This is a genomic window from Neorhizobium sp. LjRoot104, from assembly GCF_964253725.1.
GTDB lineage: Bacteria > Pseudomonadota > Alphaproteobacteria > Rhizobiales > Rhizobiaceae > Neorhizobium.
Genome location: NZ_CAXURS020000001.1, coordinates 2,931,795 through 2,956,632 on the forward strand (window position 1 = coordinate 2,931,795; position 24,838 = coordinate 2,956,632).

At 62.6% G+C, this 24,838-nt stretch carries 21 protein-coding genes; 7 read left to right on the forward strand and 14 right to left on the reverse strand.

The features are described from left to right. Window positions 1–37 precede the first annotated feature (37 nt). The 9 genes from ACSQ8R_RS14920 to ACSQ8R_RS14960 all read right to left on the reverse strand — a co-directional run bounded on the left by ACSQ8R_RS14920 (window position 38) and on the right by ACSQ8R_RS14960 (window position 12,231). Complete coding sequence (locus tag ACSQ8R_RS14920; protein WP_436254088.1) at window positions 38–1,090, reverse strand: sugar phosphate isomerase/epimerase family protein; 1,053 nt, start codon at window positions 1,088–1,090, stop codon at window positions 38–40. A gap of 216 nt (window positions 1,091–1,306) precedes the next feature. Beyond that, window positions 1,307–2,257 (reverse strand): substrate-binding domain-containing protein, encoded by a 951-nt coding sequence (locus tag ACSQ8R_RS14925; RefSeq protein ID WP_436254089.1) that lies wholly within the window; start codon window positions 2,255–2,257, stop codon window positions 1,307–1,309. A gap of 73 nt (window positions 2,258–2,330) precedes the next feature. Further along, a complete protein-coding gene (locus ACSQ8R_RS14930; RefSeq protein ID WP_436254090.1) occupies window positions 2,331–3,332 on the reverse strand; it encodes an ABC transporter permease in 1,002 nt (333 codons plus the stop codon). After that, on the reverse strand, window positions 3,332–4,855 hold the full coding sequence (locus ACSQ8R_RS14935) for a sugar ABC transporter ATP-binding protein (RefSeq protein ID WP_436254091.1): 1,524 nt from the start codon (window positions 4,853–4,855) through the stop codon (window positions 3,332–3,334). Before ACSQ8R_RS14935 ends, ACSQ8R_RS14930 begins: the two co-directional genes overlap by 1 nt. 391 nt (window positions 4,856–5,246) lie before the next feature. Next, window positions 5,247–6,557 carry a xylose isomerase gene (gene xylA, locus ACSQ8R_RS14940; RefSeq protein WP_436254092.1) on the reverse strand — a complete coding sequence of 437 codons (1,311 nt, stop codon included), beginning with the start codon at window positions 6,555–6,557 and terminating at the stop codon, window positions 5,247–5,249. Window positions 6,558–6,757: 200 nt separating this feature from the next. After that, a complete protein-coding gene (gene xylB / locus ACSQ8R_RS14945; RefSeq protein ID WP_436254093.1) occupies window positions 6,758–8,212 on the reverse strand; it encodes a xylulokinase in 1,455 nt (484 codons plus the stop codon). A gap of 22 nt (window positions 8,213–8,234) precedes the next feature. Next, complete coding sequence (locus ACSQ8R_RS14950) at window positions 8,235–9,260, reverse strand: LacI family DNA-binding transcriptional regulator (RefSeq protein WP_436254094.1); 1,026 nt, start codon at window positions 9,258–9,260, stop codon at window positions 8,235–8,237. Window positions 9,261–9,403: 143 nt separating this feature from the next. Next, the gene (locus tag ACSQ8R_RS14955) at window positions 9,404–10,996 is read right to left on the reverse strand and encodes a DHA2 family efflux MFS transporter permease subunit (RefSeq protein WP_436254095.1); all 1,593 of its coding nucleotides are present in this window, start codon (window positions 10,994–10,996) and stop codon (window positions 9,404–9,406) included. Between the two features lie 20 nt (window positions 10,997–11,016). Continuing rightward, window positions 11,017–12,231, reverse strand: a complete 1,215-nt coding sequence (locus ACSQ8R_RS14960) for an HlyD family secretion protein (protein WP_436254096.1) — start codon at window positions 12,229–12,231, stop codon at window positions 11,017–11,019. Window positions 12,232–12,366: 135 nt separating this feature from the next. Between ACSQ8R_RS14960 and ACSQ8R_RS14965 the strand changes: the two genes are divergently transcribed. Both ACSQ8R_RS14965 and ACSQ8R_RS14970 read left to right on the forward strand, forming a co-directional pair. Beyond that, window positions 12,367–13,068 carry a TetR/AcrR family transcriptional regulator gene (locus ACSQ8R_RS14965; protein WP_436254097.1) on the forward strand — a complete coding sequence of 234 codons (702 nt, stop codon included), beginning with the start codon at window positions 12,367–12,369 and terminating at the stop codon, window positions 13,066–13,068. Window positions 13,069–13,166: 98 nt separating this feature from the next. Further along, window positions 13,167–13,934 (forward strand): TerC family protein, encoded by a 768-nt coding sequence (locus ACSQ8R_RS14970; RefSeq protein ID WP_436254098.1) that lies wholly within the window; start codon window positions 13,167–13,169, stop codon window positions 13,932–13,934. Between the two features lie 58 nt (window positions 13,935–13,992). Here the strand turns inward: ACSQ8R_RS14970 and ACSQ8R_RS14975 are convergent, their stop codons facing one another. The 3 genes from ACSQ8R_RS14975 to ACSQ8R_RS14985 all read right to left on the reverse strand — a co-directional run bounded on the left by ACSQ8R_RS14975 (window position 13,993) and on the right by ACSQ8R_RS14985 (window position 15,200). After that, the gene (locus ACSQ8R_RS14975; RefSeq protein WP_436254099.1) at window positions 13,993–14,271 is read right to left on the reverse strand and encodes a helix-turn-helix domain-containing protein; all 279 of its coding nucleotides are present in this window, start codon (window positions 14,269–14,271) and stop codon (window positions 13,993–13,995) included. Continuing rightward, window positions 14,268–14,591, reverse strand: a complete 324-nt coding sequence (locus ACSQ8R_RS14980; RefSeq protein WP_436254100.1) for a type II toxin-antitoxin system RelE/ParE family toxin — start codon at window positions 14,589–14,591, stop codon at window positions 14,268–14,270. The genes ACSQ8R_RS14975 and ACSQ8R_RS14980 overlap by 4 nt, the downstream gene beginning before the upstream one ends. Window positions 14,592–14,657: 66 nt before the next feature. Continuing rightward, window positions 14,658–15,200 carry a glutathione peroxidase gene (locus ACSQ8R_RS14985; protein WP_436254101.1) on the reverse strand — a complete coding sequence of 181 codons (543 nt, stop codon included), beginning with the start codon at window positions 15,198–15,200 and terminating at the stop codon, window positions 14,658–14,660. 210 nt (window positions 15,201–15,410) lie between these two features. On the opposite strand from ACSQ8R_RS14985, the gene ACSQ8R_RS14990 reads away from it, so the two are divergent. The 3 genes from ACSQ8R_RS14990 to lysS all read left to right on the forward strand — a co-directional run bounded on the left by ACSQ8R_RS14990 (window position 15,411) and on the right by lysS (window position 20,483). Next, window positions 15,411–17,183, forward strand: coding sequence for an SLC13 family permease (locus ACSQ8R_RS14990; protein WP_436254102.1), 1,773 nt, complete (start codon window positions 15,411–15,413; stop codon window positions 17,181–17,183). Window positions 17,184–17,299: 116 nt separating this feature from the next. After that, window positions 17,300–18,757, forward strand: coding sequence for a glutamate--tRNA ligase (gltX, locus tag ACSQ8R_RS14995; RefSeq protein WP_436254103.1), 1,458 nt, complete (start codon window positions 17,300–17,302; stop codon window positions 18,755–18,757). Window positions 18,758–18,983: 226 nt separating this feature from the next. Then, window positions 18,984–20,483: a lysine--tRNA ligase gene (lysS, locus tag ACSQ8R_RS15000; RefSeq protein ID WP_436254104.1), complete on the forward strand. Its 1,500-nt coding sequence runs from the start codon at window positions 18,984–18,986 to the stop codon at window positions 20,481–20,483. A 315-nt stretch (window positions 20,484–20,798) separates the two neighbouring features. Here the strand turns inward: lysS and ACSQ8R_RS15005 are convergent, their stop codons facing one another. Continuing rightward, window positions 20,799–21,116, reverse strand: a complete 318-nt coding sequence (locus ACSQ8R_RS15005; RefSeq protein WP_436254105.1) for an antibiotic biosynthesis monooxygenase family protein — start codon at window positions 21,114–21,116, stop codon at window positions 20,799–20,801. A 244-nt stretch (window positions 21,117–21,360) separates the two neighbouring features. Beyond that, on the reverse strand, window positions 21,361–22,746 hold the full coding sequence (locus tag ACSQ8R_RS15010; protein ID WP_436254106.1) for a hypothetical protein: 1,386 nt from the start codon (window positions 22,744–22,746) through the stop codon (window positions 21,361–21,363). A 217-nt stretch (window positions 22,747–22,963) separates the two neighbouring features. Here ACSQ8R_RS15010 and ACSQ8R_RS15015 point away from each other — a divergent pair, with 217 nt between their 5' ends. Both ACSQ8R_RS15015 and ACSQ8R_RS15020 read left to right on the forward strand, forming a co-directional pair. Continuing rightward, window positions 22,964–23,365 carry a MarR family winged helix-turn-helix transcriptional regulator gene (locus ACSQ8R_RS15015; RefSeq protein WP_436254107.1) on the forward strand — a complete coding sequence of 134 codons (402 nt, stop codon included), beginning with the start codon at window positions 22,964–22,966 and terminating at the stop codon, window positions 23,363–23,365. 73 nt (window positions 23,366–23,438) lie between these two features. Continuing rightward, complete coding sequence (locus ACSQ8R_RS15020; protein ID WP_436254108.1) at window positions 23,439–24,734, forward strand: MFS transporter; 1,296 nt, start codon at window positions 23,439–23,441, stop codon at window positions 24,732–24,734. The last annotated feature ends 104 nt before the right edge of the window (window positions 24,735–24,838 follow it).

Below are 24,838 nucleotides of genomic sequence, written 5' to 3' on the forward strand. Positions count from 1 at the left end.
AGGGTGAGGGGCGGCATCCGCGCAGCCGACGCCGGGCCTAGAGTCCCAGCATCCGCCGGTTCGCCGCCTCGTCGGTACCGCCCGACGCAAAGTCGTCGAACGCCTTGTCGGTAACGCGGATGATGTGTGCCTTGACGAATTCGGCGCCTTCGCGGGCTCCGTCCTCGGAATTCTTCAGCGCGCATTCCCATTCGACCACGGCCCAGCCGTCGAAATCGTTGGCGGCCATCTTCGAGAAGATCGAGCCGAAATCGACCTGGCCGTCGCCGGGCGAGCGGAAGCGGCCGGCGCGGCCAACCCAGCCCTGGTAGCCGCCATAGACGCCCTGCCGGCCGGTCGGATTGAATTCCGCGTCCTTGACGTGGAACATCTTGATCCGGTCCTTGTAGATGTCGATGTTGTCGAGATAGTCGAGGCATTGCAGCACATAGTGCGACGGGTCGTAGAGCATGTTGGCGCGCGGATGGTTCTTCACCCGCTCCAGGAACATCTCGAAGGTGACGCCGTCATGCAGGTCCTCGCCCGGATGGATTTCGTAACAGACGTCGACGCCGCAGGAATCGGCATGGTCGAGGATCGGCGTCCAGCGCCTGGCGAGTTCATCGAAGGCGGTCTCGACGAGGCCGGCCGGGCGCTGCGGCCACGGATACATGTAGGGCCAGGCAAGCGCGCCGGAAAAGGTCGCATGCGCCTTGATGCCGAGATGCTTCGAGGCCGTGATCGCCATCTTCACCTGCTCGACGGCCCAGGCCTGGCGTGCCTTCGGATTGCCGCGCACTTCGGGTGCGGCGAAACCATCGAACCCCTCGTCATAGGCCGGGTGCACGGCGACGAGCTGGCCCTGCAGGTGGGTCGAAAGCTCCGTCACCTCGACGCCGTTCGCCCGCGCCACGCCGGCAAATTCGTCGCAATAATCCTTGGAGGAGGCGGCCTTTTTCAGATCGATGAGCTGGCCGGCCCAGGTCGGCACCTGCACGCCGAGATAACCCTTGTCGGCCGCCCATTTGGTGATCCCGTCCCAGGTGTTGAACGGCGCCGCATCGCCCGCGAACTGGCCGAGAAAGATGGCCGGGCCCTTGATCGTCTTCATGATGTTTCCTCTTCGGCTACATGCAGTTGGTCGGGAACAACCCTCACCCCTCATTCCTGTGTTTGTCACAGGAATCCAGCCACGGCGCATCCGCGCCGTGAAAAGAGTCTTTGGCACCCAAGGACTTGGGTGCGCTGGATCCCTGTGACAAGCACAGGGGTGAGGGTGATTGGGGCGGGCGGCGCCCGCGAAAAACGGGCGCCGCGTTATTGCTGATCAGAACGGCGAATCCGGGAAGTAGAAGTTCTTGGCGTTGTCCTTCGTCACCAGCGTGGCGTCAAGGATGTAGGTGCCGCTGACCGGAACCTTGTCGTAGAAATTGCCGGCGGTGAGTTCCATGGCGGTCGCCACCATTGCCGGCGGATAGAGAACATCGACCGGGATCATCTTGTCGCCGTCCATGACCTTCTTGACCATGTCCTTGGAGCCCGCGCCGCCGACGACATACTTGATGTCGGTGCGCTTGGCCTGGGCGATGGCTTCGAGAACGCCGACGGCCATGTCGTCGTCCTGGCACCAGACCACGTCGATCTTCGGGTACTTGGTAAGGTAGTCCTGCATGACCTTGAACGCGTCGTCGCGGCTCCAGTTGCCGAACTGGCGATCGAGGACCTTCACCTTGGAGCCGGCAATGCCCTTGTCGAAGCCGTCCTGGCGCTGCTGGTCGATCGGGATCGGCAGACCGCGGATGACCACGACCTGGGCTTCCGGCGTGGTCTTCTTGATGTACTCACCGGCGACCTGGCCGAGCGCCGGGTTGTTACCGGCGACATAGAGGTCACGGATGGTGCTGTCGTTGACCGAAGGCGCGCGGTCGACGAGCGCCACGAACGTGCCCTTGTCCTTGACCTGCTGGATGGCGTTGACAAGCGGATCCGGGTCGGACGGCAGGATGACCAGCGCGTCGAGGCCCTGGACCGCGAGATCCTGCACGGCGTTGGCCTGGCTTGCCGCATCCGGCGAGGTCTTGACGATGACGTTGAGCCCCGGATGTTCCTTCATCAGGAGCTTGGCGACGCGTTCCGCATGGAATACGACGCCGGCGGTCCAGCCATGGTCGGCAGCCGGAATGGAAACGCCGATCGTCACCTTCTTGTCCTGGGCGAATGCCGTGCCGGCGAGAAGCGCCAGCGACGCCACGGCCAGTCCCAAAATTTGTCTGCGCATTGTTTCTCTCTCCCACAATATCAGGGTCCTTTATTTGAAGACCGGACGCGACCCATCAGCCCGGTCAATCTCCTCATTTCCGCATCAGCGACCTTTGAACCAGCATGGCGATGATGATGATCGCTCCCTGGATGGCGCCGATCAGGTATTCGCTGACGAAATTGGACAGCAGCATGATGTTGCCGACGATTTCCAGAATGAAGGCGCCGCAGATCGTGCCCCAGATACGGCCGACCCCTCCCCGGAGCGCCGTGCCGCCGACGACCACGGCGGTGATCGCCTGCAATTCCCAGAAGCTGCCGGTCGTCGCCGATGTGGAGCCGAGGCGCGGCACGTAGAGCAGCACCGCAACCGCGACGCAGAGCCCCTGGATGACGTAGGTGACGGTGCGCACCCGGTTGATCGAAATACCGGAATAGCGCGCCACGTCCTCGTTGGAGCCGACCGCCGTGACATGCCGGCCGTAGCGGGTACGGTAAAGCACGAAGGCGGCGATGGCTGCGGTGACGAAGATGACGATGATCGGGATCGGCACGCCGACGAACGAGCCGGAATAGACCGGCCGGTAAAGCGCCAGAATATCGCGGTCGCGCACGGTGATGGCGCCGCCCTGGCTGAGCCATGTGGTGAGGCCGCGATAAATGCCCATCGTGCCGAGCGTGGCGATGAACGGCTCGATCCGGCCGATCGTGGTGATCAGGCCGTTGGCGAGCCCGCAGACCGCGCCAATCGCAATCGCCAGCGCCATGCCGGCGACAAGCGCCATGGACGGATCGGCGATCGTCCCCGAGTTGAGGAACAGGATCATCAGGCTGGCGACGAAGGCGAGCATGGCGCCGACCGAAAGGTCGAGTCCGCCCGCGGTGATCACATAGGTGGCGCCGAGCGCGATGACTGCAATGAAGGAGCTACGGGTGACGACGTTCAAAAGGTTGGCGGTCGTCATGAAGTTCGGGTTGGCGAAATAACCCAGCACCAGAAGGAGGGCAAGGGCGATGAACGGGGCCACCGCCGCCATGTCCCAGTCCTTGGAGGTCTTCGGCGCCTTGGCCGTTTCGGTCGCGACATTCGCCATCACGCGGCCTCCCCTTTGGTGACGCCCGTGGCGAGCACGACGATCTCGTTTTCGTTCATGTGGTCCCCCGTCACTTCGCCAACGATCCGGCCGGAGCGCATGACCAGGATGCGATCGCAGATGCCGATCAGTTCCGGCATTTCGGAGGAGACGACGATGATCGAACGCCCCTCCTCTGCCAGATTGGCGATGAATTTGTAGATCTGTTCCTTGTTGCCGATATCGATGCCGCGCGTCGGCTCGTCGATGATGACGATCGACGGATCGAGCAGCATCATCTTGGCGAGCAGCAGTTTCTGCTGGTTGCCCCCGGAAAGCTGGCCCGCGAGGATGTCCTTGCGGCCGGTACGAATGTCGAAATCGCGGATCGCCTTGTCCAGCGCCGCACTCTCGCGCTTGCGGTCGATCTGCAGGGCGCCGATGAACTTGCCGAGCGAGGCGAGCGTCAGGTTGACGATCAGGTCCTTGGTGAGCAGCAGGCCCTTGCCCTTGCGGTCTTCGGAAAGATAGACGATGCCGGCCTTGAGGCTCGCATGCGCATCCCGGAAATTGACCGGCTTGCCGAGATGGCGGACCGTGCCGCGGCTGGGGCGAAGGCCGACCATGCCCTCCATCAATTCGGTGCGGCCGGCTCCGACGAGACCGGCAAAACCGAGGATCTCGCCTTTCCTCAGCTGGAACGAGGCATCCTGCGCAAAACCGGGGACGTTGAGATGCTCGACTTCGAGCACGGTTTCACGCGCGGCGGCCGCGTGGCGATCCGGGTAGAGTTTCGCGACGTCGCGGCCGACCATCAGCCTCGCCATGTCGGCGGGCTGGAGTTCGCTGACGTCATGGCTGGCGACGAGCTTTCCGTCGCGCAGCACCGTCACCCGGTCGGCGATCTCCTTCACCTCCGGCAGGCGGTGGGAAATGTAGAGCACCCCGACACCCTTGGCGCGGATCTGCCGGATGACTTTCAGCAGCGCCTCGGTCTCGTGCGGCGTCAGCGACGCGGTCGGCTCGTCGAAGATGACGATCCGGTGCGGCACCAGCAGAACGCGGGCGATCTGCACCAGCTGGCGCTGGGCGATCGACAGGCGGCTGACGATCGTGTTCGGGTCGATGTCGCTGCCGAGCCCGCGGATCGCTTTTGCGGCGCCCTCGTTCATGGCGCGGTCGTCGATGAAGACGCCCTTGTGCAGTTCGCGGCCGAGATAGATGTTCTGGGCGACGGTCAGGTCCGGAGCCAGCAGGATTTCCTGGTGCACCAGCACGATGCCGCGATGTTCCGCATCGACCGGGCCGGAAAAACTGACGGTCTCCCCGTCTATTCTCATCTCGCCGCGGGTCGGCGGCTGATTGCCGGCAATGATCTTCATCAGCGTCGACTTGCCGGCGCCGTTTTCACCGATGATGGCGTGAACCTCGCCGGCACGGACATTGATATTGATGTCCTTCAGCACCTCGACGACGCCGAATGTCTTTGAAAGGCCGGTCGCTTCGAAGAGCGGGACGGCGGGGCTGGTGTCCGCAAAACTCATCGCGCGCCACCCGTGGCCATAGAACAACGCACGGCCCGACAGCGGACCGCTGCGTTACCGACAGCACGCCTGTATATGATAATCTGCACCCAAGCTCCTCCCGATGAGAACGCTAGCCCAGATTCTGAGGTACGTAAAGCAGATTTCCCCTGCTCGCACGGGAACGTGTGGCCACTTTGCGCGAACCTCCTGCCGGTTGTCGTTATCGCGTTGTTGCCTTCTCCGATGGCAGCGTCAGCCCCTCATCCGGCTGCCGCCACCTTCTCCCCGTCGGAACGGGGAGAAGGACATATACCGCAACGCCTTACCCCCCTCTTGACCGTGCTCGGGGCACGTCCCCTCTCCCCGCAAGCGGGGAGAGGGTTAGGGTGAGGGGCGGACGCGAGCCTTATCAAACGTAGCGATTGACGACGTTTTCCAGGTATTCCTGGCGGCCGGACTTCGGTTCCGGGTTGATGTTCTGCTTTTCGACCCAGGAGGCGATGTCGTCGAGCTTGTATTCGCCGCGCAGCATCTTCTGGTATTCCGGGCTGTCCCACTTCTCGTAGCGGGCATCGAGCGGAGCCTTGAGCGCGCCGTCGTCGAGCATCTTCGCCGCCGCCTTGATGCCGCGGGCGCAGCAATCCATGCCGCCGATATGGCCGATCAAGAGGTCCTCCGGATCGAGCGACTGGCGGCGCAGTTTGGCATCGAAATTGGTGCCGCCGTTCTGGAAGCCGCCGCCGGCCAGCACATGGTAATAGGCGAGCGCCATTTCCGGCACGTTGTTGGGGAACTGGTCGGTATCCCAGCCGGACTGCATGTCGTTGCGGTTCATGTCGATCGAACCGAAAATGCCGAAGGCGTTCGCCATGGCGATTTCGTGTTCGAACGAATGGCCGGCGAGGATCGCGTGGCCCTGCTCGATATTGACCTTCACTTCCTTCTCGAGGCCGTTCTTCTGCAGGAAGGCGTAGACGGTCGAGACGTCGTAATCATACTGGTGCTTGGTGGGCTCCTGCGGCTTCGGCTCGATCAGGATCGTGCCTTCAAAGCCGATCTTGTACTTGTATTCGACCACCAGGTTGAGGAAGCGGCCCATCTGGTCCAGCTCGCGGGACAGGTCGGTGTTGAGCAGCGTCTCGTAGCCTTCGCGGCCGCCCCAGAGCACGTAATTGGTACCGCCGAGGCGCTTGGTTGCGTCGAGGCAGGTTTTTACCGTTGCTGCTGCGAACGCAAAGACGTCCGGATCCGGATTGGTGGCGGCGCCAGACATATAGCGGCGGTTGGAGAACAGGTTCGCCGTGCCCCAAAGCAGCTTGACGCCGGTCTCGGCCTGCTTCTTTTCGAAATAATCGACGATCTCGTTGAGGTTCTTGGTGTTCTCGGCAAAGTTATTGCCTTCCGGACGCACGTCGGCGTCGTGGAAGCAGTAGAAGGGTGCGCCGAGCAGCTGGAAGAATTCGAAGGCGACGTCGGCCTTCATCTTCGCAGCCTGCATCGTGTCCGAGAACCACGGGCGCTGGAAGGTCTGGCCGCCGAAGGGATCGCCGCCCGGCCAGGTGAAGGTATGCCAATAGGCGACGGCAAAGCGGAGATGATCCTCCATGCGCTTGCCCGCGACGATCTCATCCGGGTTGTAGTGGCGGAAGGCCAGCGGATTGGTGCTGTCCGGGCCTTCGTATTTGATTTTCTGGATGTCTCCGAAAAAGCCTGTGCTCATGGGGTGTTTCTCCTATCGAGTATTTGAGAGCGCCAAAGATCCCCTTCTGCCTGCCGGCATCTCCCCCACAAGGGGGGAGAACGCTGGTGGCACCGCCCTGCCCAATCGGGAAAGCGGAATTCGGGGCAATGAAGCCCCTCCCCCTTGTGGGGAGGGGTTGGGGAGGGGTCTTTCAACGCATCTCCCGAACGTGCGTATGTTCAATGCGCCAGCGACTTGATCGCCGGATAGAGCGCCCGGTAACGGGCATATGCGTTCTCGTAAGCCCCCGAGAGCGCCGAGACAGGCTCGATCGTCTCCTCCGTCCTCGGCGCCGAGCAGACCGCAACCGGATCGGCGCCTGTCGCAGCGATCAGGCCGAGCCGGGCGGCACCGAAGGCCGCGCCGAAATCGCCGTCGGCCGGGATGTCGACCGGCACGCCGAGCGAGGTGGCGATCGACTGCAGCCAGTAGCGCGAGCGCGAGCCGCCGCCGATCGCGGTGACGCGGGAAATCGAGGTGCCGGCGGATTTCAGGGCTTCGAGATTGTCCCTGATGGCGAAGGTGACGCCTTCGAGCACCGACTGGGTCAGCACCGCGCGGCTGCTTTCGTGTTCCAGGCCGATGAAGGCGCCGCGGATCGCGGCATCATTGTGCGGCGTGCGCTCGCCGGAAAGGTAAGGCAGGAAGGTAACGCCGGACGGGGCCTTCAGCGTATCGCCGAGTTCCTGGGTGAGTTCGGCGGCGGTCTTGGCCGCGATATGCGAATACCAGTTGAGCGCGTCGGTCGCCGACAGGATGACGCCCATCTGGTGCCAGGTTTTCGGCAGCGCGTGGCAGAAGGCATGCACGGCGCTTTCCGGCTTCGGCAGGTAGGAGGCGTTGGCGGCAAACAGCACGCCGGACGTGCCGAGCGACACGAAGGCATTGCCCTCCGCGACCGTGCCCATGCCGCAGGCGGATGCCGCATTGTCGCCTGCCCCGCCGGCGATCACGACGCCCTCGCCCATCCCCCATTTGTGGGAAAGTTCGCCGCGCAGCTTGCCGGCCTGTTCGGTACCCTCGACCAGCGACGGCATCTGACGCTCGGAAAGACCGGTGGCGGCGAGCAATTCGGACGACCATTTGCGGGCGCCGGTATCGAGCCAGGACGTGCCGGCCGAATCCGACATTTCGGACATGTGCTCGCCGGTCAGCCAGAGGCGCAGATAATCCTTGGGCAACAGGACCTTGGCGACCTTCGCGAAGATGTCGGGCTCGTTCTTCGCGACCCAGACGAGTTTCGGCGCAGTGAAGCCCGGGAAGACGATATTGCCGGTGAGCTTGCGGAAGATCGGGTTCGCATCGAGGGCTGCGGCTTCCACATGGGAGCGCGTGTCGTTCCAGAGGATGCACGGGCGCAGCACCTTGTCTTCGGCATCCAGCAGCGTCGCGCCGTGCATCTGGCCGGAAAGGCCGATGCCCTTCACGGCGGAAAGCTCCTTCGGGAACTTCGCCTTGAGCCCGGCGACGGCCTCTTCGGTGGCACGGATCCAGTGGGCCGGATCCTGCTCCGACCAGCCGGAATGCGGGCGCGAGACGTCGAGCGAGCCGCTCGCCGAACCGACGATCTTCTGATCGCCGTCGATCAGCATAGCCTTGACGCCCGAAGTGCCGAGATCGAGACCGAGATACATGGTGCTACTCCCTATTCTGCTCTCAGGGCAGGTTGTCTTTCAGAAAAATGTCGATGCGGATGCGTTCCTGGGCGGCGAGCACCGGCAGGCCGTCGGCCTTGGCTTTCAGCACGCGGATGGCGCTTCTGACTTCGTGGCCCGCATCCTGGTTCAGAACCGCGTCGATGACCCCGTCCGAAAGCGCTGCGCGGGTCGAGGCGGTGAGCTCGTGAGCGATGACGAGCGGCCGGCGGGGTCCGTGCGCCTTCTGCAGCGCGCGGATAAGGCCGCGGTTGCCGGCACCGAGACTGTAGATGCCGGCGATGTCGGCATTGCGGCGCAGCGCCTCCGCGACCATCGTCTCGGAAAGCCCCGGATCGTCACGTCCTTCGAGGACGGGCAGGATATGGACGTTCGGATAGGCCTGGGCGATGGCGGTCGAAAAACCTTCGAGCCGCTCGCGATGGTCGCGCACCAGCATCGATCCGGCAAGCACGGCGACGGTCGACTCGCGGCCGCTGAGGAACCGCCCCATCAGGCTGCCCGCCGTGCGGCCGGCAGCGATATTGTCGATACCCGCATAATGGTCGCGGGAGGAATCCGGCAGGTCCGATACGAGAGTTACGATCGGGATGCCGGCCTCGGTGAGACGGCGGGCGACGGCGCGGACTTCCGGCGCGTCGATCGCGACGAAGGCGACCCCGGCCGGCCTTTCGGCAAGCAAGGTTTCAAGCACGGCAACCAGCGCGCCCGGATCGAAAGGCGGCACGTCGATGATGCGGATAACGGTGCGTTCGGCGCTGGAGCGGACAACCGCGCCGCGGACTTCCTCATGCAGGCCGATCATGAAGGAGTTGTCGTTGGCCGGCAGGATGAAGACGAAGGAATAGGTCCGGCTCTTGGCAAGATTGGCGGCGGCGAGATCGCGCACGTAACCGAGCGAGGTGATCGCATCCTCGACCTTGCCGCGGGTGACGGAACGCACGCCCGGCCGGCCGTTGAGGACCCGGTCGACGGTGGCGAGGCTGACGCCGGCGATCTTCGCGATGTCGTGGACTGTGGGCTTCATGAACTCCTCCGCGGACCGTGTTAGCGCAAATTCTGAGGTACGTAAATCAAAATTTGAGGTACGTGTTTCACGCAAGGCTGGAGGCTAAAGAAAAAGGCCGTCACTTGCGTGGCGGCCCCCTTCCCGGCGGTGGAATTTTGGAATCAGTGCCCGCCGCCACCGGCGCCGGCGGGGCGGCCTGGCTTGGCGATCAGGAAGACGAAGAAGATCAGGCTGCCGAACAGTCCCGTCAGGACGAAGAACACATCCATGAAGGAAAGCAGCGTGGCCTGCTGGGTGATGATGCCGGAGAGCTTCTGGAGCGCCACGGTACTGCCGTCGAGGCCGAAAGAATTGTAGTTGGCGCCGACGCTGTCGAGCCAGTTCATCGCAGCCGGATTGCCGTAGTTGACGTGTTCGGAAAGCCGGGCGTAGTGCTCGTCCGAACGCTGGGTCAGCGCGGTATTGATGACCGCGAGACCGACGGCGCCACCGAGGTTTCGGGTCAGGTTGAAGAGGCCCGACGCACCCTGGATACGTTGCGGCGCGAGCGTGCCGAGCGCGATGTTGCTGATCGGCACCATGCACATCATCATCCCGAACCCGCGCAGGATCTGCGGCAGCAGCAATTCGTAGAAGTCCCAATCGGCCGTGATGCCGGTCATCAGCCAGGTACCTGCCGCAAACGAGCCGAAACCGACCGCCATCAGGATGCGCAGATCGACACTGTTCGACAGCCGTCCGACGAGCGGCGCCGAGACGAACATGGCGATGCCGGAAACGAACATCGTCTCCCCGATCATCAGTGAATCATAGTGGCGGATGCGACCGAGATAGAGCGGATAGAGATAGGTCAGCCCGTAGAGCCCAACGCCCATGATGAAGGAGAACAGCGAGCCGAAGGCGAAATTGGCGTTGCCGAACGCCCTGAGATCGACGATCGGGAACTCGACCTTGAAGGCGCGCCAGAAGAACACCACGGCGCCGATGACGATGAAGACGCTGCCGATGACGATCTTGTCGTCGCTGAACCAGTCCTTGTTGTTGCCCTCTTCGAGCACGTATTCCAGCGCGCCGAGGAAGACGGCCATGGAGGCGAGCCCCCACCAGTCGAACTTCTTCATCAATTGCAGCTGCGGCTTGTCGAAATCGATCAGCGTGAAGGTGACGGCAGTGACGATGATGCCGGGGATGACGTTGACCAGGAACAGCCAATGCCAGGAGAACGAATTGGAAAGATAACCGCCCACCGTCGGACCGATCGTCGGGGCAAGCGTCGCGACGAGGCCGATGATCGGCGACACGATGCTGCGTTTCGAAGGCGGGAAGATGGTGAAGGCCGCCGCGAAGACCGAAGGGATCATGCCGCCGCCGATAAAGCCCTGGATGGCACGATAGACGATCATCTCGTCGATACTCGTGGCAGTGGCGCACAGGATGCTGGCCAGCGTGAAGCCCGCCGCGCACACGGAGAACAGGATGCGCGTCGACACGATGCGGGCAAGCGTGCCCGACAGCGGGATCATGATCACTTCGGCGATCAGGTAGGAGGTCTGCACCCAGGCGATTTCATCCGAGCCGGCGGACAGGCCGGCCTGAATTTCCGCCAGTGAGGCCGAGACGATCTGGATGTCGAGGATCGACATGAACATGCCGAAAACCATCGCGAAGAAGGCGATGAGCTTGCGTCTGTCCATCGGCTGGTCGGCCGGCATCGCCATAGGGGGTGAACCCGCCGTGGCCGTTGCTCCTGCCATGGCCGCTCTCCTTGGTTTCTTTACTTGGCAGCGACGGCGCTGATTCCGGGGGCGGTGCGGGTATCCACATCGACGACGACGCTCAAGCCGGCGCGAAGGTGCTGGCGTTCGAGGTCTTCCTTGGGGATCGAGATGCGAACCGGAACGCGCTGCACGACCTTGGTGAAGTTGCCGGTCGCGTTTTCCGGCGGCAGCATCGAGAAGACGGCACCCGAAGCTGGCGCGATCGACACGACCGTGCCCGTGATGTTGTGATCCTCGTAGGCGTCCACATGCACGCGGACCTTGGAACCCGGCTGCAGGTGGCCGAGCTGGGTTTCCTTGAAATTCGCCTCGATATAGAGCTCGGTCAGCGGCACCAGAGACGCGAGCCGCTTGCCGATCGAGACCAGATCGCCGGTCTGGACCGAGAGATTGCCGATGACGCCGTCATAGGGCGCCTTCAGGACCGTGAAATTCAGGTCGCGCTGTGCCTGGTCGCGAGCGAGTTCCTGGGTATGGATCGTATTGACCGCTTCATCGCGCTGCGCATGCAGGAGGCCGATATTGGCCTGCGCCGAGGCGACCGCAGCCTGGCCGGCGACGAGATTGGCGCGGGCCTGTTCGAGTGCGATCTGGGCGCTGTCGAGCGAGGCGGCGGTGCCGACTGCGCTTTGCTGCAGGCTGGTTGCACGCTTCTGGGTAATCTCGGCGCCGCGAACGGCGGCCTCGAGGGCACCCTGCTGGGCTTGGGCCTGTTTCAGCGCCGCTTCGCCGCCGACGATCTGCGCATCGATACGGGAGACCGCGAGATTGGCGGATTCGATCGCGGCCTGCGCCTTGCGCAGCGCCAGCTGATAGTCGCCGTCGTCGAGTGTCACGAGCGGATCGCCTGCCTTGACGGACTGGTTCTCGACCACGTTGACCCTGGCGACGTAACCCGAGACCTTCGGCGAGATGACGGCGATATTGCCTTCCACATAGGCATCGTCGGTGGAAACCAGGAACCGACCGTCGATCCACCAGTTGTAACCATACCAGCCAGCGCCACCGAGGAGGGCAAGCGCGATGATAGGCAACAGCAGACCGCGACGCTTCTTCTTTTCAGGCACCTTGACGGCAGCCGGAGCCGCAATCGCCTCGGCAGCCACGGGGTGTTCAGCAGCTGGCGAGCCCTTTCGGGCTTCGGCCTCGGAAGGACCAGCATTTTCCGCCGTCACGGCGCGCAATGCGCCGGAATTCTGAGAGGACGTCATCTTCTATCTACCGTCTTGGGAGCGTCTTATTTCATCGAACCGATCGGTTCAGCGAGCTTGACATAGACCCATCGATGACACATATCAAGAGCAATCGAACCGCTCGGTTCGAAAAGGTTAAAAAAGGGCATCGAAATGGCCAGGCAGACAAGGAAACTGGAAAGATCCGATCCGGTTCCCGCCGCACGTTTCGCGGCGGGCGAGGATCCGGCGAAACGGGAACAGATCATCGACGGCGCCAAGCGCGTGTTTATGAAGCTCGGTTTCGACGCGGCGAGCATGAACGACATTACCCGCGAGGCAGGCGTTTCGAAGGGGACGATCTACGTCTACTTCCAGAACAAGGAAGACCTGTTCGGCGCGATGGTGGCACGTGAGCGCGAACGGATTACGCTGCGTATGCGCGACATTCTCGCCGGCAGTGAGGAAGTCGAAGATGGCCTCTACCGTTTCGGCATGGGGTTTGCGACGCATATCACCGCGTCCCCGGTGATCGAGGCAATGCGTACGGTGATCGGCGTCGTCGATCGCCTGCCGAGCCTCTGCCGGCATTTCTTCAATTCGCCATCCCAGAACGTGCGCACCGTGCTCGAGGATTTCATCGAACGGCACGTCGCGCTTGGCAATCTCAAGGTGGAGGACACGGATCTTGCGGCCCGTCAGTTCATCGACATGGCGAGCGGCACATTCTTCAAGCTCCGCCTCTTCGGCGACCTCGACGACGTCCCGCCGTTCAGCGAGATCGACCGCGTCGTGACGGGTGCAATGCGGGTGTTTATGGCGGCATACGGGGTTCATAACGCTTCCGTGACCACAAAAACCAGAGAACACGCCTGATTTCAGGAGGTTGTAGCGCAACCTCCTCTTGTCTTTGCGTCTCCAGTCCTTAAATCGTGGCGGCAATTACGCCTTGCGATTGAGAGAGAGGAATGTTGATGCAGGATATCGTCACGCTGGTTCAGGATCCGGCCGCCTGGGTGGCGCTCGTCACCCTCGTCGTCATGGAGGTCGTGCTCGGCATCGACAACCTGATCTTCATCTCGATCCTCACCAACAAGCTGCCGCCGGAAAATCGCGAGCGCGCCCGCAAGATCGGCATCGGCTTGGCGCTCGTCATGCGTCTCGCCCTGCTCGGCACCGTCGCCTGGATCGTTCAGCTCACCAACCCGATCTTCGAGGCCTTCGGCCACGGCTTCTCCTGGAAGGACCTGATCCTGATCGCCGGGGGCCTTTTCCTCGTCTACAAGGCGACCAAGGAAATCCATCACTCCGTCGACGTCGACGATCACAAGGAAGACCTCGTCGGAGCCGGCAAGGATGTGGTCAAGATGAGCTTCGCCTCGGCGATCGGCCAGATCCTGCTGCTCGACCTCGTCTTCTCGATCGACTCGATCATCACCGCCGTCGGCATGACCCCGCATCTGCCGATCATGGTAGTCGCCGTGCTCGCCGCCGTCACCGTCATGCTGCTCGCCGCCACGCCACTCGCCAACTTCATCGAAAAGAACCCGACCATCGTCATGCTGGCGCTCGCCTTCCTGCTGATGATCGGCGGCACCCTGATCGTCGAAGGTTTTGGCGTGCATGTGCCCAAGGGCTACATCTACGCCGCCATGGCCTTTTCCGCCGGCGTCGAGGTGCTCAACATGGTGGCGAGGAACGCCCGCAAGCGGAAGAAGGCCGGCGGACAGACGCTGCACTGATCCGGATGTGGAAAGGGCGCCTCGCGGCGCCCTTTTGCATATCGGGTCACATGCGTTTTCAATGAGAGACCAGATTGATCTCCAGCTTCGATCCCGTGGCCTCCGCATACCGCCGAAGCGTCGACAGCGAAGGCGAAACTCCGCCACCCTCCAGCCTGGCAATGGCAGACTGTGTGGTGCCGATCCGTTTGGCAAGCTCTGCCTGAGACAGGTTCGCCTTGGTTCGGGCACGCACCAACTCTTCGATAAGCCGGAATTCGGCGTCCGCCTTCTCGTATTCCTCGCGGAATTCGGGATTTTTCATCAGCTGCTTCTTGAGGTCTGCGATCTTCGTCATGGTTTTACCTCCTTCATGCGCTGCCTTGCTATTTCGAGTGCTCGCGGCGGAGTTTTCTGCGATTTCTTCAGGAAGACATGCAGCACCACGACCTTGCGTCCGGTCACCGTCACATAGATGCCGCGGGCAATACCTTCGGACGCCTTGGCGCGGAGTTCCCAAAGCTTGCCTTCGAGATGCTTGACATGCGGCTCTCGCAAATTCTCGAGACCAACATTCTCGATGGCTTCCAAAAGACGAAGGAGGCGCGCCTGAAGGCCGGAAGGTAACGCCTCGATTTCGCCGTCGACAGCTTGATGGGTTTCAACTTCCCATCTCATTTACGCTATATAGCCCATTTGAGATAATCCATCAAGGGAGACCTCCGTGCGTGAGGTCGGCTCACCTCACCCCTTCGCCAGTTCCCGCTCGACCGCCTCGACCAGCCGGCTGTCCTGCGCATCGACATCAGGCGCAAAGCGGGCCTTGATCTCGCCGTCGCGGCCGATCAGGAATTTCTCGAAGTTCCAGACGATCTCGCCGTCCTCGATCTCCATGCCGAAGCCGCGCAGCTTTTCCTTCATCGGGCCGTCGCCGGTCGTCGGCACGCCGGAGCCGGTCAAGCCCTGGTAGAGCGGGTGCTGGTCGTCGCCCTTGACGGAGATCTTCGAGAAGATCGGGAACTTCACGTCATAGGTGAGCTGGCAGAATTCGACGATCTCGGCATCCGTGCCTGGCTCCTGGCCCTTGAAATTGTTAGCCGGGAAGGCGGTGATCACGAAGCCGTCGTTGCGCTTGTCTTCGTAGAGCTTTTCGAGGCCTTCATACTGCTTGGTCAGGCCGCATTTCGAGGCGACGTTGACGACCAGCATCACCTTGCCCTTGTATTCCGAAAGCGTGGTTTCCCGCCCGTCGGCCAGCTTCACCGGCACGTTCAAAACATCATTCATCGAAAAATCTCCATTCGAAACAATTCGGTCGCTTTGCCGCGACACCCTAGCGAAGCGGCCGTCGTTGTCCAGTGGACAGGCGTCCCCTATCGCTCAAGGCGCGCCGGAACTTTGAACGCATCCCAGCATTGACCGGGCGGCGCAACAGCGCCACCTTAGTCGTCTGCCGGCGGTCATCCTTCCGCCGGTCCTCTCGATATCAAGGGCGGCATGACCACTCAGCAGATCCTCGCGTTTTCCGTCATCGCCATCATGATGGCGGTCTTTATCTGGGATCGCTTCCGTTACGACGTGGTCGCCTGCTGTGCGCTTGTCCTGGCGGTCGCGCTCGGCGTCGTGCCGGTCGGCAAAGCGTTTTCCGGCTTTTCCGACGATATCGTCATCATCGTCGGCAGCGCCCTGGTGGTCAGCGCCGGCGTGGCGCGCTCGGGCGTCGTCGATAGCGCCATCAAGAAGTTCTTCCCGAACCTCAACACGCTGCACACCCAGCTGGCGCTTTTGATGATCGTCGTTGCGCTGCTTTCCGCCTTCATCAAGAATATCGGGGCGCTGGCGATCATGATGCCGGTCGCCTTCCAGTTTTCGAGGAAATCCGGCGTCTCGCCGTCCAAATATCTGATGCCGATGGCGTTCGCGGCCCTGCTTGGCGGGTTGATGACCCAGATCGGCACCTCGCCCAATATCGTCGTTTCGCGACTGCGCGAAGAGCTGACCGGCACCTCCTTCACGATGTTCGACTTCACGCCGATGGGGGCGACCCTCACCGTCGTCGGCATCACCTTCCTGCTGTTCTTCCATTGGCTGGTGCCGAGCCGCACCCGGGAGAACAACTCGATCGAAGAGGCGGTGGAGATCAAGAACTACACGTCGGAAGTCTCCGTGACGTCCGATTCCACGCTCGTCGAAAAATCGATCGGCGATCTCCTGAAGCACGGCGACGGCGAGGTGCTGGCCACCGCCGTGCTGCGCGGAGCGACCCGCATGTCCCCCTTCCCGGATCTCGTCTTGCGCGAAGGCGATGCCGTCCTGCTGGAAGGCCCGTCGGCCGCGCTGGATCGGATCGTTTCGGCGGGCAAGCTCAAGCTCTCCGGCAAGCCACTGAAGGGAACCGGCCAGGCCCAGGCGGACGTAATCTCGGTCGAGGCGATCATCACCGGGGAATCGCCCCTGAAGGGGCTGTCCGCCAAGGAGCTGGCGCTATCCTATACACGCGGCATCAATCTTCTGGCGATCAGCCGGCACGGCGAGCGGCTGAAGGAGCGGCTGGGCGACTTGACGCTGATGGCGGGCGACGTGCTGGTGCTGCAGGGCAGCCGCAAGAACCTGCCCGCCGTGCTCCAGGATTTTTCGCTGCTGCCGCTCGCCCAGCGCGAGATCCTGCTCGGGACGCAGCGCCGCGCCTTCGTTCCGCTGGTCATTCTGGCGCTCGCCATGGCCGCGACGGCAGTCGGTATCGCACCGGTGCCGGTCGCCTTCTTCACAGCCGCCCTCGGCATGGTCGTCTTCCGCGCGATCCCGCTCAACGACTTCTACAAATCGGTCGATGGGCCGATCCTCGTCATGCTGGCCGCCCTGATCCCGGTTTCGGATTCGCTCAGGACCACCGGCGGCAGCGAACTGATCGCCGGTTGGCTCGGCCAGGTGGCGGCGACGCTTCCCGCCTGGGGTGCCTTGGGGCTGATCCTCGTCACCGCCATGGCGGTGACGCCGTTTCTCAACAATGCCGCGACGGTCCTCGTCATGGGGCCGATCGCCGCAAGCTTCGCCACCAATCTCGGCTTCCGGCCGGAAGCTTTTCTGATGGCGGTGGCGATCGGCGCCGGCTGCGATTTCCTCACCCCGGTCGGCCACCAGTGCAACACGCTGGTCTTCGGCCCCGGCGGCTACAAGTTTTCCGACTATCCGAGGCTCGGCCTGCCGCTTTCCTTCCTGATCATCCTCGTCAGCGTGCCGGCACTGCTCTATGTCTGGCCGGTAAGGTAAGGGTTCAGGGCCAAAAACCTTGACGCTCGCGGCTGAATATGGCCTAAGCCTGCGCCAATCCGCATTTCAAAAACAGGCTTGGCGCCCATTCGCGCGCCTCGAGACAGAGCATTTTCATGATCGCCACGAAGCCCCGCGTCCGCATCGCCCCCTCGCCGACCGGCGAGCCGCATGTCGGCACCGCCTATATCGCGCTGTTCAACTATCTCTTCGCCAAGAAACACGGCGGCGAATTCATCCTGCGCATCGAGGATACCGATGCGACGCGCTCGACGCGGGAATTCGAGGAGAAGGTTCTTGACGCGCTGCGCTGGACGGGCCTGACCTGGGCGGAAGGCCCGGATGTCGGCGGACCTTATGGTCCCTACCGCCAGTCCGACCGCAAGGACATGTACCAGCCCTATGCGCAGCAGCTGCTCGACAAGGGCCATGCCTTCCGCTGCTTCTGCACGCCCGAGCGGCTGGAGCAGATGCGCGAAGGCCAGCGCGCCGCCGGCAAGCCGCCGAAATACGACGGTCTCTGCCTGAGCTATACCGCTGAAGAAGTCACCAACCGGATGGCATCGGGAGAAGCCTCGGTCATCCGCATGAAGATCCCGACCGAAGGCTCCTGCGATTTCCACGACGGCGTCTATGGCGATGTGTCGATTCCGTGGGATTCGGTCGACATGCAGGTGCTGATCAAGGGCGACGGCATGCCGACCTATCATATGGCTAACGTCATCGACGACCATCTGATGAAGATCACCCATGTCGCCCGCGGCGAGGAATGGCTGGCCTCGGTGCCGAAGCACATCCTGCTCTACCGTTATTTCGAGTGGGAACAGCCGGTCTTCATGCACCTCTCGCTGATGAGGAACGCCGACAAGTCAAAACTGTCGAAGCGCAAGAACCCGACCTCGATCTCTTATTATTCCGCGCTCGGCTACCTGCCGGAAGCGCTGATGAATTTCCTCGGCCTGTTCTTCATCCAGATCGCCGAAGGCGAAGAGATGCTGACCATGGACGAGCTGACGGAAAAGTTCGATCCGGAAAACCTTTCGAAGGCCGGCGCGATCTTCGACATCCAGAAGCTCGACTGGCTGAACGGCCGCTGGCTGCGCGAAAAGCTGTCGCCGGATGAATTCGTTTCCCGTGTGCTCGAATGGGCAATGGAGAACAGCCGCCTAACCGAAGGCCTGAAACATTCGCAGAGCCGCATTTCCAAGCTCGGCGAACTGCCGAACCTGGCCGGCTTCCTGCTGTCCTCCGATGTCGGCCTGACGCCGGCCTCGTTCGCCGGCCTGAAGACCAGCCCGGCCGAAACGCTGGAAATCATCAATACGGTTCAGGCCGATTTCGAGAAGATGATCGAGTTCAATGTCGAATCGATCGACGGCGAACTGCGTGCCATCGCCGACAAGCTGGGCAAGAAACTGCGCGTCGTCACCCCGCCGCTCTTCATCGCCATGTCCGGCTCCTCGCGCTCGCTGCCGCTGTTCGACTCGATGGCCCTGCTCGGCCGCTCGGTCGTGCGCCAGCGGCTGAAGATCGCGGCGACGGTGGTCGCGTCCATGGTGGGCGACGGAAAGTAAAGGCATGGCGACGCCCTTTTTGGGTGTCGTGGCCGTCTCGCTCGTCATCCTCGGGCTTGACCCGAGGATCCATGCCAAGCCCGAAAAGTTTGGACGAAAAGTAGCGGCCGGCAAAAAGAGTGGATCCTCGGGTCAAGCCCGAGGATGACGAATGTGGAGTTGCGGAAGGCCAGACCGAGCCGCCGCAACTGGAAAACCAAACACCTGCCCTTAAAGGCGAAACACGATGACCGACAACAACACGACCGAAACCGCCCTCTCCTCCGACGCCACGCAGGTGCGCGCCCAGAAGCTCGCCATCCTTCGCGAAAAGATCGGCGACGTCTATCCGGCGCATTTCCACCGCACCATGAGCAATGCGGAACTGGCCGAGAAATACAAGAACCTCGAGGCGGACGTCGAGACGCAGGATATCGTCACCGTCGCCGGCCGGGTCTATTCCTCGCGCAATTCCGGCATGTTCATGGACATCCATGACGCCTCGGGCAAGGTACAGATCTTCTCCCACAAGGACACCACGCCGCAGGAAGCCCGCGACCTGCTGCCGATGGTCGATATCGGCGACATCATCGGCGTCACCGGCGTCGTGCGCCGCACCAAGCGCGGCGAGCTGACGATCAACGCGCAGTCGATCACCATGCTGACCAAGTCGCTGCTGCCGATGCCGGAAAAGTGGCACGGCCTGTCGGATGTCGAACTGCGCTACCGCAAGCGCCATCTCGACATCATGACCAACGAGGAGTCCAAGCTCCGCTTCCAGCAGCGCTCGCGCATCGTCTCCGGCATCCGCCGTTTCATGGAAAACGACGGTTTCATGGAAGTCGAGACGCCGATGCTGCATTCGGTCTATGGCGGCGCCACCGCCGAGCCGTTTAAGACGCATCACAACACCCTGAAGCTCGACATGTACCTGCGTATCGCGCCGGAACTGTTCTTGAAGCGGACGCTGGTTTCGGGCCTGACCGACAAGGTGTTCGAGATCAACCGCAACTTCCGCAACGAAGGCGTTTCCACAAGGCACAATCCAGAATTCACGATGATGGAGTGCTACTGGGCCTATGCCGACTACGAGGACATCATGGACCTTGTCGAGCGCCTGTTCTCGACGCTCGCCATGACCATCCACGGCACCACCGAAGTGAAGTTCCAAGACAAGGAACTGTCCTTCAAGGGCCCGTTCAAGCGCGTGCCGATGCCCGACGCCGTCAAGGAAGCGACCGGCATCGACTTCCTCGCCATGAAGACCGACGAGGAAGCCCGCACCGCCGCCAAGGCCGCCGGTTTCGCGGTCGAGAAGGACTGGACCTGGGGCGAATGCCTCGCCTTCATCTTCGAGGAAAAGGTCGAGGGCACGCTGATCCAGCCGAGCCACGTGACGCATTTCCCGAAGGACATCTCGCCCTTCGCCAAGGAAGTGCCGGGCGAACCACGCCTCGTCGAACGTTTCGAGACCTATTGCAACGCCTGGGAACTGGGCAATGCGTTTTCCGAGTTGAACGACCCGGAAGAACAGCGCAAGCGGATGGTCGAACAGCTCGAACAGGCGCATGCGCGCGGCGAGAAGGAAAAGCAGCTCGACGACGAATTCCTGGACGCCATCGACCAGGGCATGCCGCCGGCAGGCGGCTTGGGCATCGGCGTCGACCGCCTCGTCATGCTGCTGACGGATTCTCCGTCGATCCGCGACGTCATCCTGTTCCCGGCACGGCGGGCGAAGGCGGATTGATGGCGGTTCGCCGCTACCTATCTGGCGTCATCCTCGGGCTTGACCCGAGGATCCACCGGCTGGGCACTGCGGATGCTGGATCCTCGGGTCGAGCCCGAGGATGACGGCGGATGGGATTGGTTCCTCCTCACCAACAAAATCTATGACTTAGCTGAAACTAAGATCATGATTTTTTAACCTCTCCCGCGAGGGGAGAGCGCCGCTTTTATCTCTCCCCTCGCGGGAGAGATAGCGATTTCAACATCTTAACTTTAGCTAAGTGTTAGAAATCGCAAGTGAGGGGACACTCGCCCGCCCCACTCCCCCTTACCCCCATCACCGCTCCAGCGTGAACACCACTTCATAAAGCCCCGGGCTTGCCTCGCCATAGGCCTTGTTGCCGTCGATCATGCCGGCAGTATTGAGCAGTTGGAAGACCCTCCCCATCGCCTCCATGTCTTCACACTGGGCGTAGTTGACCACCCTTGTCCCGTCGAGGCTTTTGTGCAGGCTGACGGAAAGCCAGCCCGGCACGTCGCTTGCCACGTTCGCGGCCTCGCCGAGATAGGCGATCAACGCCTCCTGCCCGCCTTCGGGCACGGTAAAGACATTGATCTGGGTGATGATGCCGGTATTGGCGCGGATGATGGGCATTGCGGTCTCCTTCGTTTGGGAAGGCGCAGATGCATGGCGGGAAGGAACGCTTCAAAAAGGCGCGCCAAGCCGCCAGCACTCTGCGCCGGTTGCTTGCCGCGGGTCCGCCGGATGGCGGTACGGAGCTTCCCATGAGGAAGGAAACGGGCCTACCTCTGCCGTTTCAGGTCCTTTTCGACGGATGGAATTCTAGCCTGCTTGACAGGGAGCGCAAGGCCGGATCGCCGGCCCTGCGTTACGCCGTTCAGTGCGTGGCCTTCGCAGCCGGGCTCTTGGCGTCGGAGGCCGAAGCCGCCTGGGCGGGCTTGGCGGGCGCCGGAGCCGAAGCCGGAGCCGACTGGCCGCGCATCTTGGCGAGCCACGCGGCACCTGCCGCATCGGCATCGGTAGAGCCGTCGGTCTTTGGCGGAGCCGCTTCGATGGCCACCTCCTCGGAGCGCTTGGCATCGTCACCGGTCGATTTCGACCAGCGCTTGCCGCCTTCAGCGGACGTGCGGGGCTCGGGCGCCGGTTCCTGTGCGGCAGCCTTGGCGGGCGTCGCGGCGGGCTTCTCTTCGCTGCCACCGGAGAACATGCCCAAGATCGACGAGAGGAAACCGCCCTCTTCCTTTTTCGGCTCTGCGGAGGCGACCTGCGTGGCGGCAGCAGGCTTCTGATCGCCATGGCCTTTTGCAGCGGCGGTCTTGCCCTGCGTGTCCGGCGCCTTGCTCTGTGCGGCCACCGGCTTGCCTGGCTTATCTGGCGCGGCATGCGCATCGGCCGGAACGGCGGCGGCGTTCCCCTCAGGCGTATGGGCTGCCTCAGCCGACGCTTCCGGCTTGGAGCCGAAGATCATGCCGGTGACGGAACTGAAGAAACCGCCGCTTTCCTTGGCGGCCACCTCGTCGCCGTGGCCTTCGGCGGGAGCGCCATGGGCGTCCGCCGGAGCGCCGTGGGCATCGGCGGCGGGTGCACCGTGGCCGGCAGGTTCGCCATGGCCGCTCGGCGCATCATGTCCGCCGGCCTTCGGCTTCTCGCCATGGCTCTTGGAAGCACCATGCTCGCCTTCCGGCGTGGCGACGACCGGGCTGATGCAATCGGCATGATCGGTCAGCCGGGCTGTAAGCGCCTCGACATCCTCGAGCGGCAGGTCGACGCGCATGCCGTAATATTCACCGTTCGCATTGGCGGTGCCCTCGAGATAGTATGCCGAATAGGGCTGGACGTCGGTTCCCTCGGGCGCCTTTTTGGGATCCGGGATATAGACGACCTGGGCGCCGATCGTGCGGCCGCGCATCTGGGCACGGTCGCGGGGACCCGCCTTGTCGATCATCGCCACCTGGACGAGGTCGGCCTTTTCCTTTTCCTGGACCGCCTTGGCGACGCGCAACGCGGTGCGGATGCGCGCCAGTCCGTCACCGGCTTCGTTGCTCACCACATATTTGCGGATCCAGTAACGCTGGTCCCGCTTGATCTTGACCGTTTCGAGCGCGGTACATTCGAGCCCGTTGATCTCCAGATAGGAGGGGCCGAGGATCTTGTCCGTGCCGATGAGCACCGCTGCCGCGCCACTGCCACCGCCGAGCACGACGATGCTGCCCATGAGGATGAAGACGAGCTTCTTGGAAAACCGGAACTTCAGACCCTTCACTTGCCGAACTCCGGCATGGTCAACTCCATTTCTACGCAGAACAACAGGATGGAATAGTGCCGGGATAGTCGCCTATTCTTGTTGAGGAAGCTTTAAGCCGGGAGGTTCTTTTCGCCCTCCGGAGATGTTTCTCGCAGCCGGCGTGCTTCATTCCGGAACGCACCTCCTTTGATGCAGCCCTCTTGCGCAAATCGAACCGCGGGTATATACCCGCTCCATGCCGAACGATACCTGCCACTGCATTCTGCTGCGCAAAGCCTCCCGGAAGGTCTCGTCCTATTATGACGAGGCGCTGGCGCCGCTTGGCGTCAACATCGGCCAGTTCAGCCTGCTGCGCAACATCAACCGGCTGGCGCCGATCTCGCTCACCGATCTCGCTTCCCAAGTGGAACTGGATCGTTCGACGGTCGGCCGCAATACCAAGGTGCTGGAACGCATGGGCCTGGTGGCGATCGGCCATGGCGAAGACCAGCGCGAGGCAATGCTGACCGTTGCGCCGAAGGGTGCGGCGATCCTGAAACAGGGCGCTCCTCTGTGGGACGGCGTGCAGGACGAGATCGAGGCCCGGCTCGGGGCCGATAAAACCAGACAATTGCAGGAGCTGCTGGCAGCTCTCTGATTTTTATTCAAAAGCGGGCATATACCCGAGAATCATGCTGCCGGTGCGGCAACGACTAGGAAAGGGACAGACCATGATCTCCAATCGCGCCGCCCAATGGATGGCGGCCAGGAACCTGCACTATGGATGGGTGGTCGCCGTCACCACATTCCTCACCATGCTGGCGACCGCCGGCGCCATGGGCTCGGCCGGCGTGATGATCCAGCCGCTGCATCAGGAGTTCGGCTGGGATATCGCCGACATCTCTTCCGCCATGGCCGTGCGCCTGGTGCTTTTCGGCCTGCTCGGACCATTCGCCGCCGCGTTCATGAACCATTTCGGCGTCCGTCAGGTCGTCGCCTTTGCCCTGGCGCTGATCATGAGCGGAATTGTCCTGTCGTTGTTCATGACGCAGGTCTGGCAGCTCGTTGCGCTCTGGGGCGTGGTGATCGGCGTTGGCACCGGCATGACGGCGCTGGTTCTTGGCGCGACGGTCGCTACCCGCTGGTTTTCCAAGAGCCGCGGCCTCGTCGTCGGCCTGATGACCGCCAGCAACGCCACGGGCCAGCTCGTCTTCCTGCCGCTGCTCGCCGCCATGACGGAAGCCTACGGCTGGCGCACCGCGCTCACCTTCACGGTCGTCGTCATTTCTGCCGCGATGCTGCTGGTCCTGCTTCTGATGCGTGACTATCCATCCGATGTCGGCCTCCCCGCCTATGGCGAAACCGCGGTGACGGCGGCGCCGAAGCAGGACCACAAGTTCCTGGCGACGCTCTATTCGCCGATCGGCGCGCTGTACCACGCCTCGAAAAGCGGCACCTTCTGGGTCCTGTTCGGCACGTTTTTCGTCTGCGGCCTCTCGACAAACGGGCTTATCCAGACCCACTGGATCTCGATCTGCGGCGACTTCGGCATGGCTGCGGTCACCGCCGCCAGCACGCTTGCGGTAATCGGCATCTTCGATTTCTTCGGCACCATCTTCGCCGGCTGGCTGTCGGACCGCTATGACAATCGCTGGCTGCTGTTCTGGTTCTACGGCCTGCGTGGCCTGTCGCTGGTCTACCTCTCCCTTTCCGGCTTCAGCTTCGTCGAGCTGTCGGTCTTCGCGATCTTCTACGGCCTCGACTGGGTGGCGACCGTACCGCCGACCGTGAAGCTCGCTGCCGCCGAATTCGGCCGCGAACGGGCCGGGCTGATCTTCGGCTGGGTGTTTGCCGGCCATCAGATCGGTGCAGCCACCGCGGCCTTCGGTGCCGGGTTCCTCAAGAGCGATTTCAACACCTATATGCCGGCCCTGCAGATCGCCGGCGTGATGTGCATGATCGCCGCGGTTTCCGTCCTGCTCCTGCGCAAGCCGGGTACCGCCAAGCTGGTACCGCAGCCGGCCTGATCACACGACCCCTCTCCGGCGGCCGGCACCGGCCGCCGGAGGCCCAGCCTGCCGATTGCAAAACTGCAAAACTTGCCGGATATGATATCGGATGCGCAGGGCGA

Coding starts and splice junctions, on each gene's coding strand:
- ACSQ8R_RS14985 (WP_436254101.1), bottom strand. CDS start 15,200: ATGAATGATGTTTTGAACGTGCCGGTGAAGCTGGCCGACGGGCGGGAA.
- xylA (WP_436254092.1), bottom strand. CDS start 6,557: ATGAGCACAGGCTTTTTCGGAGACATCCAGAAAATCAAATACGAAGGC.
- ACSQ8R_RS14965 (WP_436254097.1), top strand. CDS start 12,367: ATGGCCAGGCAGACAAGGAAACTGGAAAGATCCGATCCGGTTCCCGCC.
- ACSQ8R_RS15015 (WP_436254107.1), top strand. CDS start 22,964: ATGCCGAACGATACCTGCCACTGCATTCTGCTGCGCAAAGCCTCCCGG.
- ACSQ8R_RS14970 (WP_436254098.1), top strand. CDS start 13,167: ATGCAGGATATCGTCACGCTGGTTCAGGATCCGGCCGCCTGGGTGGCG.
- ACSQ8R_RS14930 (WP_436254090.1), bottom strand. CDS start 3,332: ATGGCGAATGTCGCGACCGAAACGGCCAAGGCGCCGAAGACCTCCAAG.
- lysS (WP_436254104.1), top strand. CDS start 18,984: ATGACCGACAACAACACGACCGAAACCGCCCTCTCCTCCGACGCCACG.
- ACSQ8R_RS14960 (WP_436254096.1), bottom strand. CDS start 12,231: ATGACGTCCTCTCAGAATTCCGGCGCATTGCGCGCCGTGACGGCGGAA.
- xylB (WP_436254093.1), bottom strand. CDS start 8,212: ATGTATCTCGGTCTCGATCTCGGCACTTCGGGCGTCAAGGCTATGCTG.
- ACSQ8R_RS14935 (WP_436254091.1), bottom strand. CDS start 4,855: ATGAGTTTTGCGGACACCAGCCCCGCCGTCCCGCTCTTCGAAGCGACC.
- ACSQ8R_RS14920 (WP_436254088.1), bottom strand. CDS start 1,090: ATGAAGACGATCAAGGGCCCGGCCATCTTTCTCGGCCAGTTCGCGGGC.
- ACSQ8R_RS14925 (WP_436254089.1), bottom strand. CDS start 2,257: ATGCGCAGACAAATTTTGGGACTGGCCGTGGCGTCGCTGGCGCTTCTC.
- ACSQ8R_RS14950 (WP_436254094.1), bottom strand. CDS start 9,260: ATGAAGCCCACAGTCCACGACATCGCGAAGATCGCCGGCGTCAGCCTC.
- ACSQ8R_RS14990 (WP_436254102.1), top strand. CDS start 15,411: ATGACCACTCAGCAGATCCTCGCGTTTTCCGTCATCGCCATCATGATG.
- ACSQ8R_RS14980 (WP_436254100.1), bottom strand. CDS start 14,591: ATGAGATGGGAAGTTGAAACCCATCAAGCTGTCGACGGCGAAATCGAG.
- ACSQ8R_RS15005 (WP_436254105.1), bottom strand. CDS start 21,116: ATGCCCATCATCCGCGCCAATACCGGCATCATCACCCAGATCAATGTC.
- ACSQ8R_RS14955 (WP_436254095.1), bottom strand. CDS start 10,996: ATGGCAGGAGCAACGGCCACGGCGGGTTCACCCCCTATGGCGATGCCG.
- ACSQ8R_RS15020 (WP_436254108.1), top strand. CDS start 23,439: ATGATCTCCAATCGCGCCGCCCAATGGATGGCGGCCAGGAACCTGCAC.
- ACSQ8R_RS14975 (WP_436254099.1), bottom strand. CDS start 14,271: ATGACGAAGATCGCAGACCTCAAGAAGCAGCTGATGAAAAATCCCGAA.
- gltX (WP_436254103.1), top strand. CDS start 17,300: ATGATCGCCACGAAGCCCCGCGTCCGCATCGCCCCCTCGCCGACCGGC.